This is a genomic window from Cupriavidus sp. 05N40, from assembly GCF_056397305.1.
Genome location: NZ_JBFTND010000107.1, coordinates 37,977 through 46,614, shown reverse-complemented (window position 1 = coordinate 46,614; position 8,638 = coordinate 37,977). Strand labels below are relative to the sequence as shown.

Below are 8,638 nucleotides of genomic sequence, written 5' to 3'. Positions count from 1 at the left end.
ACAAGGAAATGGTCATGCCCGGCGACAACGTGTCGATCACCGTCAAGCTGATCGCCCCGATCGCCATGGAAGAAGGCCTGCGTTTCGCCATCCGTGAAGGCGGTCGTACCGTCGGCGCCGGCGTCGTGGCAAAGATCCTCGACTGATAAGGTCGATCAGCGGATACGGCACCAACCGGCCGTATCCGTTGCCAGAGGGGTTGGCGCCAGCGCCGACCCCAAAGTTGTTTTAGGGGTATAGCTCAACTGGCAGAGCGTCGGTCTCCAAAACCGAAGGTTGGGGGTTCGATTCCCTCTGCCCCTGCCAATTCAATCAGCCGCGTCGCGATAGAGTATCGTGACGCGGCTTAGTCTCGTTTGCGAAACATGGCCAATCCCAACGTTGAAACCGTGAACGCCTCCAGCGGCAAGTTGTTGCTGGGCGTGGCGGTGCTACTGGTGGTTGCCGGCGTCATCGGTTTCTATGCCCTGGCACAGCAGCCCTCCTATGTGCGCGGCGCCGCGCTGTTCGGCGGCATCGCACTGGGCGTGGTGGTCGCGCTGGTCTCGGCGCCGGGCAAGGACTTCATCGGATTCGCCAAGGAATCCTATCGCGAAGTCCGCAAGGTCGTTTGGCCCACCCGCAAGGAAGCTGGCCAGATGACGGGCTTGGTGTTCGTCTTCGTCGTGATCATGGCCGTGTTCTTGTGGTCTGCGGACAAGCTCATCGAGTGGGTCATCTTTTCGCTCGTGCTTGGCTGGAAATGAAGGATAGGACATGACGGATAACGCACAACAGGAAGTCCCCGCAGCGGAATCGCCTTCGTCGAAGAAGCGCTGGTACGTGGTGCACGCTTATTCCGGCATGGAAAAGAGCGTACAGCGCGCGCTGCAGGAGCGCATCGAGCGCGCCGAGATGCAGGACAAGTTCGGCCGCATCCTGGTGCCGTCGGAAGAAGTGATCGAGATCAAGGGCGGGCAGAAGTCCGTTACCGAGCGCCGTTTCTTCCCCGGCTACGTGCTGGTCGAGATGGAAATGACCGACGAAACCTGGCACCTGGTGAAGAACACCAGCAAGGTCACCGGTTTCGTGGGCGGTGCGCGCAACCGCCCGAGCCCGATTTCCCAGAAGGAAGTCGACAAGATCATGACCCAGATGCAGGAAGGGGTCGAGAAGCCGCGTCCCAAGACGCTGTTCGAAGTGGGCGAAATGGTGCGCGTCAAGGACGGCCCGTTCACCGACTTCAACGGCAATGTCGAGGAAGTGAACTACGAGAAGTCGCGCCTGCGTGTCTCGGTCACGATCTTCGGACGCGCTACCCCGGTCGAACTCGAGTTCGGCCAGGTCGAGAAGGTCTAAGGATTTTCGGCCGTCGCCGGCCCGCAAGGCAGACGACGGGCGAAAGGGCGGGTCGAGAGGCCGCGCCCAAAGAGGAGCGTGAGGTCGTGCCAGCGGCACGGCGACAGCGCGTTACGACTCAACAGGATCCTTTTCAAAAGTGAAGGATCCGGATTGGAGTAAAGATGGCCAAGAAGATCATTGGCTTTATCAAGCTGCAAATTCCGGCTGGTAAGGCAAATCCCTCCCCGCCCGTGGGCCCGGCACTGGGTCAGCGCGGTCTGAACATCATGGAGTTCTGCAAGGCGTTCAACGCGCAGACCCAAGGCATGGAACCCGGCCTGCCGGTGCCGGTGGTGATTACCGCCTTCGCCGACAAGAGCTTCACGTTCGTGATGAAGTCGCCCCCGGCGACCGTGCTGATCAAGAAGGCTGCCGGCCTGACCAAGGGTTCGGCCAAGCCGCACACCGACAAGGTCGGCAAGATCACCCGCGCCCAGGCTGAAGAAATCGCCAAGGCAAAGAACGCTGACCTGACCGCTGCCGATCTGGACGCTGCCGTGCGTACCATCGCTGGCTCGGCTCGTTCGATGGGCATCACCGTGGAGGGTCTGTAAATGGCTAAGCTTTCGAAGCGCGCAGCCGCCAACAAGGCGAAGATCGAGCGCACCAAGTTCTACCCGATCGACGAGGCCCTGGGCCTGGTGAAGGGATGCGCATCGGCCAAGTTCGACGAATCGATCGACGTGGCCGTCCAGCTCGGCATCGATGCGAAGAAGTCGGACCAGGTGGTTCGCGGTTCCGTGGTGCTGCCTGCCGGTACCGGCAAGTCGGTGCGCGTGGCTGTGTTCGCGCAAGGCGAAAAGGCTGAAGCTGCCAAGGCAGCCGGTGCCGATATCGTCGGCATGGAAGACCTGGCAGAGCAAGTCAAGGCCGGTAACCTGAACTTCGACGTGGTGATCGCCTCGCCGGACACGATGCGTATCGTTGGTACGCTGGGTCAGATCCTCGGCCCGCGCGGCCTGATGCCGAACCCGAAGGTTGGCACGGTGACTCCCGACGTGGCCCAGGCCGTGAAGAACGCCAAGGCTGGTCAGGTGCAATACCGCGTCGACAAGGCCGGTATCATCCACGCCACCATCGGCCGTCGTTCGTTCCAGGACGCCGACCTGAAGCGCAACCTGAGCGCACTGATCGAAGCGCTGGTGAAGTCGAAGCCGGCCACGAGCAAGGGCGTGTACCTGCGCAAGATCGCCGTTTCGTCCACCATGGGCGTTGGCGTGCGCGTGGAACAGGGCTCGCTGTCGGCCTGAGGCTGGCGGCAAGGCACCGGGCGGACCCGATAACGTCGCCCGGCGCAAAGAATTGAAGATCCCGGCCCCAGGCCGGGATCGTCTCCAAGCCGGCGCAGGGCCTGAACAGGCACTGTGCGGAGCAAGGAGCAAGGCTTTGGGCAGTGGTGCCCGCCGGCGCGCAAGCGCGGCAGGCATCGCTGGTTATCAAAGACCGCTGGTGGCGGGCGTGGCCGAAGTCTGGCCGGCTCGCCTTAATCGGACGGAACGTACGCGACAGGGCTCTGGCCCTGCAGCCACGTCCCCCGCCCCACCAGCGCAGATGGCGCACCCGAGGGATTGGAGAATCCGGGCAATGACCCGGGTGATTCGGGCCAATCGGACGCCGTTCGTTTGGACTGATGTGCGTGCCCCGGACGATCCGGGGGACAAGCATCGTTTTGGAGCTTAACCGTGCCACTCAATATTGAAGATAAGAAGGCCGTCGTTGCTGAGGTTTCGGCGCAAGTCGCTAAAGCTCAGACCATCGTCGTGGCCGAATATCGCGGCATTGCGGTTGGCGATCTGACCAAGCTGCGCGCCAAGGCCCGCGAGCAAGGCGTGTACCTGCGCGTTCTGAAGAACACGCTGGCCCGCCGCGCCGTGGAAGGCACGCCGTTTGCCGGCCTCGCAGAGCAAATGACCGGCCCGCTGATCTACGGTATTTCCGAAGATGCAGTGTCGTCGGCCAAGGTTCTGAACGACTTTGCCAAGACCAACGACAAGCTGGTTCTGCGTGCAGCGTCGTACGACGGCAACGTGCTCGATGCTGCTGCCGTCAAGGCACTGGCCTCGATCCCGAGCCGTGACGAACTGATTGCTCAGCTGCTTGGCGTGATGCAGGCACCGGTGTCGGGCTTCGCCCGTCTGCTGGCCGCCCTGTCCGCCAAGAAGAGCGAAGGCGCCCCTGCCGAAGGCGAAGGCGCTGCTGCCGCCGCCGAGAGCGAAGGCGCTGCTGCTTAAGGCGCAAGCCCCCGCAGCCTGGCTCATCAAGATCGCATTACCGATACCGAATCACATTTAGCAGGAGTATTCCAAATGGCAATCAGCAAAGACGACATCCTCGAAGCCGTAGGCGCGATGTCCGTAATGGAACTGAACGACCTGGTCAAGGCGTTCGAAGAAAAGTTTGGCGTGTCCGCCGCTTCGATGGCCGTGGCTGCTGCCCCGGGCGCTGGCGCTGCCGCTGTCGAAGAGCAAACCGAGTTCAACGTTATCCTGTCGGAAATCGGCGCGAACAAGGTTGGCGTGATTAAGGCTGTCCGCGAAATCACCGGCCTGGGCCTGAAGGAAGCCAAGGACCTGGTCGACGGCGCACCGAAGGCTGTCAAGGAAGGCGTGGACAAGGCTGCTGCAGCCGACGCCAAGAAGAAGCTGGAAGACGCCGGCGCAAAGGTCGAAGTCAAGTAAGCTGTGCTCGCGTGCCATTTTCCGGCACGCGAATGGGGCTGGCAAAGGGAGTTTCCCGGCGCCAGCCTTTTTGCGCTTCTGCGATGAGTGTTTTATCCGGCACCCAGAACCGCGAAGTACCGTAGGCAAGACGTCAGAAAATGGCGCAATCGATGCTTGAACGCATGGGCTCGTGCCTAAGCTTCAGCAGAGGCCAAACATCAGTGGCACACTAAGTGGTTGCTGATGTTTGTCTTCTGAACCGACTGCAGAAGACAAGTTTGGTCGGGTGTCCCCCGGGCCGGCATGGCGCATCGCGTCGTAGCTGCCGGCTCGCAGCGTGCGGACACCGTCAGCCAGAGGTTGGTAGCGGCCAACCGCCAAATCCCCTCCCAGTCGCTGAACACCTCAGGTGCTGCGCCAGGTCCAGCCAGCCCCTGCGATGATTCGGAGATCCCATGGCGTACAGCTTCACCGAAAAGAAGCGCATTCGCAAAAGTTTTGCGAAGCGCGCGACGGTTCACCAGGTTCCTTTCCTGCTTGCCACCCAGATTGAATCCTACACTCAGTTTCTGCAAGAGGATACGCCACCCTCGCGTCGCAAAACAGAGGGCCTGCAAGCGGCATTCAGCGCAATCTTCCCGATTGTGTCGCACAACGGGCTCGCCCGCATGGAGTTCGTCTCCTACCATCTTTCCAACCCGCCGTTCGACGTCAAGGAATGTCAACAGCGTGGCCTGACCTTCCACTCGGCCCTGCGCGCGAAGGTGCGCCTGATCATCAACGATCGCGAAAACCCGGGCAAGGTCAAGGAAGTAAAGGAACAGGAAGTCTACATGGGCGAAATTCCGCTCATGACGTCGACCGGTTCGTTCGTGATCAACGGTACCGAGCGCGTGATCGTCTCGCAGCTCCACCGTTCGCCGGGCGTGTTCTTCGAACACGACAAGGGCAAGACCCACAGCTCGGGCAAGCTGTTGTTCTCGGCTCGTATCATCCCCTACCGCGGTTCGTGGCTCGACTTCGAGTTCGACCCGAAGGACATCCTGTACTTCCGTGTCGACCGCCGCCGCAAGATGCCGGTGACGATCCTGCTGAAGTCGATTGGCCTGACGCCCGAACAGATCCTCGCGCATTTCTTCGTGTTCGACAACTTCACGCTGCAGTCGGAAGGCGCGCAGATGGAGTTCGTGCCCGAGCGCCTGCGCGGTGAAGTCGCGCGCTTCGACATCGCCGACAAGAACGGCCGCGTCGTGGTGGAGAAGGACAAGCGTATCAACGCCAAGCACATCCGCGACCTGGACTCGGCCGGCACCAAGCTGATCAGCGTGCCGGAAGACTACCTGCTGGGCCGCGTGCTGGCCAAGAACATCATCGACCCGGACACCGGCGAGGTGATTGCCAACGCCAACGACGAACTCACCGAGACCGTCCTGGAGAACCTGCGCGAAGCCGGCGTCAAGCAGATCCAGACGCTGTACACCAACGACCTGGACCAGGGTCCGTACATGTCGCAGACCCTGCGCGTGGACGACACCGCCGACCAGACCGCTGCGCGTATCGCCATCTACCGCATGATGCGTCCCGGCGAGCCGCCGACCGAAGACGCGGTGGAAGCCCTGTTCCAGCGCCTGTTCTACAGCGAAGAGTCGTACGACCTGTCGCGCGTTGGCCGCATGAAGGTCAACAGCCGCCTGGGCCGCCCGAGCGGCGAAGGCAGCATGGTGCTGCAGGACGAGGACATCCTCGAGACCATCAAGATCCTGGTCAACCTGCGCAACGGCAAGGGCGAGGTCGATGACATCGACCACCTGGGCAATCGTCGCGTGCGTTGCGTCGGCGAACTCGCGGAAAACCAGTTCCGCGCCGGCCTCTCGCGCGTGGAGCGCGCCGTCAAGGAACGTCTGGGCCAGGCCGAGACCGAAAACCTGATGCCGCACGACCTGAYCAACTCGAAGCCGATTTCCTCGGCGATCCGCGAGTTCTTCGGTTCGTCGCAGCTGTCGCAGTTCATGGACCAGACCAACCCGCTGTCCGAGATCACGCACAAGCGCCGTGTCTCCGCACTGGGCCCGGGCGGTCTGACGCGCGAACGCGCAGGCTTCGAAGTCCGCGACGTGCACCCGACCCACTATGGCCGCGTGTGCCCGATCGAAACACCGGAAGGCCCGAACATCGGCCTGATCAACTCGCTGGCACTGTACGCCCGCCTGAACGAATACGGCTTCCTGGAAACGCCGTACCGCAAGGTCGTCGACAGCAAGCTGACCGACCAGGTCGACTACCTGTCGGCCATCGAGGAAGGCAAGTACGTGGTGGCGCAGGCCAACGCGACGGTGGACGCCGACGGCACCCTCATCGACGAACTGGTGTCGTCGCGTGAAGGCAGCGAGCGTGAAACCCGCATGGTCACGCCGGACCGCGTGCAGTACATCGACGTGGCGCCGTCGCAGATCGTCTCGGCCGCGGCATCGCTGGTGCCGTTCCTCGAGCACGATGACGCGAACCGTGCACTGATGGGCGCGAACATGCAGCGTCAGGCCGTGCCTTGCCTGCGTCCGGACAAGCCGCTGGTGGGTACCGGCATCGAGCGTACCGTCGCGGTCGACTCGGGTACCGCCGTGCAGGCCACCCGTGGCGGCGTGGTGGACTACGTCGATGCGATGCGTATCGTGATCCGTGTGAACGACGACGAAGCCGTTGCAGGCGAAGTCGGCGTGGACATCTACAACCTGATCAAGTACACGCGCTCGAACCAGAACACCAACATCAACCAGCGTCCGATGGTCAAGGTCGGTGATTTCGTCGCCCGCGGCGACGTGATCGCCGACGGCGCCTCGACCGACCTGGGCGAGCTCGCGCTCGGCCAGAACATGCTGGTGGCGTTCATGCCGTGGAACGGCTACAACTTCGAAGATTCGATCCTGATCTCCGAACGCGTGGTCGCCGAAGACCGCTATACCTCGATCCACATCGAGGAACTGTCGGTCGTCGCCCGCGACACCAAGCTGGGACCGGAAGAAATCACGCGCGACATCTCCAACCTCGCCGAAGCGCAACTGGCGCGCCTGGACGAGTCCGGCATCACCTACATCGGTGCCGAAGTGGAAGCCGGCGACGTGCTGGTCGGCAAGGTCACGCCCAAGGGCGAGACCCAGCTGACCCCGGAAGAAAAGCTGCTGCGCGCGATCTTCGGCGAGAAGGCTTCGGACGTGAAGGACACCTCGCTGCGCGTGCCGTCGGGCATGAGCGGCATCGTGATCGACGTCCAGGTCTTCACCCGCGAAGGCGTGACGCGCGACAAGCGCGCCCAGTCGATCATCGACGACGAACTCAAGCGCTACCGCCTGGACCTGAACGACCAGCTGCGTATCGTGGAAGGCGACGCCTTCCAGCGTCTGGAACGCCTGCTGCTCGACAAGACCGTCAACGGCGGCCCGAAGAAGCTGGCCAAGGGCGCCAAGCTGACCCACGAGTACCTGGCCGACCTGGACAAGTACCACTGGTTCGACATCCGCCCGGCCGACGAGGAAGTCGCTGCCCAGCTGGAAGCCGTCAAGGAAGCCATCGAGCAGAAGCGCCACGAGTTCGACCTGGCCTTCGAAGAGAAGCGCAAGAAGCTCACGCAGGGCGACGAACTGCCGCCGGGCGTGATCAAGATGGTCAAGGTGTACCTGGCCGTCAAGCGCCGCCTGCAGCCTGGCGACAAGATGGCCGGCCGTCACGGCAACAAGGGTGTGGTGTCGAAGATCGTCCCGATCGAAGACATGCCCTACATGGCTGACGGCACGCCTGCCGACATCGTGCTGAACCCGCTCGGCGTGCCGTCGCGGATGAACGTGGGCCAGATCCTGGAAACCCACCTGGGCTGGGCCGCGCGCGGCCTGGGCCTGCGTATCGGCAGCATGCTCAAGGCACAGGCCAAGGCACAGGAGCTGCGCAAGCTGCTGGCCCAGGTCTACAACGAGAGCGGCAAGCCGGAAGACCTCGACAGCCTGAGCGACGCCGAAATTCTGGAACTGGCCACCAACCTGAAGAAGGGTGTGCCGTTCGCCACGCCGGTGTTCGACGGTGCGCACGAGGACGAAATCCGCCGCATGCTGGACCTGGCTTACCCGGAAGAGATCGCCAAGGACATGGGCCTGACCGCTTCCAAGCAACAGGTCACGCTGCACGACGGCCGTACCGGCGAAGCGTTCGAGCGTCCGGTGACGCTGGGCGTGATGCACATGCTGAAGCTGCACCACTTGGTCGACGACAAGATGCATGCGCGTTCGACCGGCCCGTACTCGCTGGTGACCCAGCAGCCGCTGGGYGGYAAGGCSCAGTTCGGTGGCCAGCGTTTCGGTGARATGGAAGTGTGGGCGCTGGAAGCYTAYGGCGCSKCSTACGTGCTGCAGGAAATGCTGACGGTSAAGTCCGATGACGTGMACGGCCGKACCAAGGTSTACGAGARCATCGTCAAGGGCGARCACTCSATCGAWGCCGGCATGCCGGAATCGTTCAACGTGCTGGTGAAGGAAATCCGCTCGCTGGGTATCGACATCGATCTCGATCGCTACTGATCGAGAGCGCGCGGGAGGCCGGTCGCGGCCAGCCTC

Annotated in this window: 8 protein-coding genes and 1 tRNA gene; all 9 read left to right on the top strand. The window is 62.6% G+C overall.

Annotated features, from left to right (window positions below):
• The coding region (locus AC1DO7_RS23730) for an EF-Tu C-terminal domain-related protein (protein ID WP_477101491.1) at positions 1–146 on the top strand (146 nt) is incomplete at its 5' end.
• 84 nt (positions 147–230) lie between these two features.
• Positions 231–306: transfer RNA gene (locus AC1DO7_RS23725), tRNA-Trp, on the top strand.
• A gap of 59 nt (positions 307–365) precedes the next feature.
• Positions 366–746: a preprotein translocase subunit SecE gene (gene secE, locus AC1DO7_RS23720; RefSeq protein WP_441623859.1), complete on the top strand. Its 381-nt coding sequence runs from the start codon at positions 366–368 to the stop codon at positions 744–746.
• A 10-nt stretch (positions 747–756) separates the two neighbouring features.
• Positions 757–1,338: a transcription termination/antitermination protein NusG gene (nusG, locus tag AC1DO7_RS23715; protein WP_441623857.1), complete on the top strand. Its 582-nt coding sequence runs from the start codon at positions 757–759 to the stop codon at positions 1,336–1,338.
• A gap of 164 nt (positions 1,339–1,502) precedes the next feature.
• Positions 1,503–1,934, top strand: coding sequence for a 50S ribosomal protein L11 (gene rplK / locus AC1DO7_RS23710; RefSeq protein ID WP_006162338.1), 432 nt, complete (start codon positions 1,503–1,505; stop codon positions 1,932–1,934).
• Positions 1,935–2,630, top strand: a complete 696-nt coding sequence (gene rplA, locus AC1DO7_RS23705; RefSeq protein WP_441623855.1) for a 50S ribosomal protein L1 — start codon at positions 1,935–1,937, stop codon at positions 2,628–2,630. It abuts the gene before it with no gap.
• A 432-nt stretch (positions 2,631–3,062) separates the two neighbouring features.
• The gene (gene rplJ / locus AC1DO7_RS23700; protein ID WP_006162335.1) at positions 3,063–3,611 is read left to right on the top strand and encodes a 50S ribosomal protein L10; all 549 of its coding nucleotides are present in this window, start codon (positions 3,063–3,065) and stop codon (positions 3,609–3,611) included.
• 75 nt (positions 3,612–3,686) lie between these two features.
• Positions 3,687–4,058, top strand: a complete 372-nt coding sequence (gene rplL / locus AC1DO7_RS23695; RefSeq protein ID WP_441623853.1) for a 50S ribosomal protein L7/L12 — start codon at positions 3,687–3,689, stop codon at positions 4,056–4,058.
• A gap of 437 nt (positions 4,059–4,495) precedes the next feature.
• Positions 4,496–8,602: a DNA-directed RNA polymerase subunit beta gene (gene rpoB / locus AC1DO7_RS23690; RefSeq protein WP_477116631.1), complete on the top strand. Its 4,107-nt coding sequence runs from the start codon at positions 4,496–4,498 to the stop codon at positions 8,600–8,602.
• The last annotated feature ends 36 nt before the right edge of the window (positions 8,603–8,638 follow it).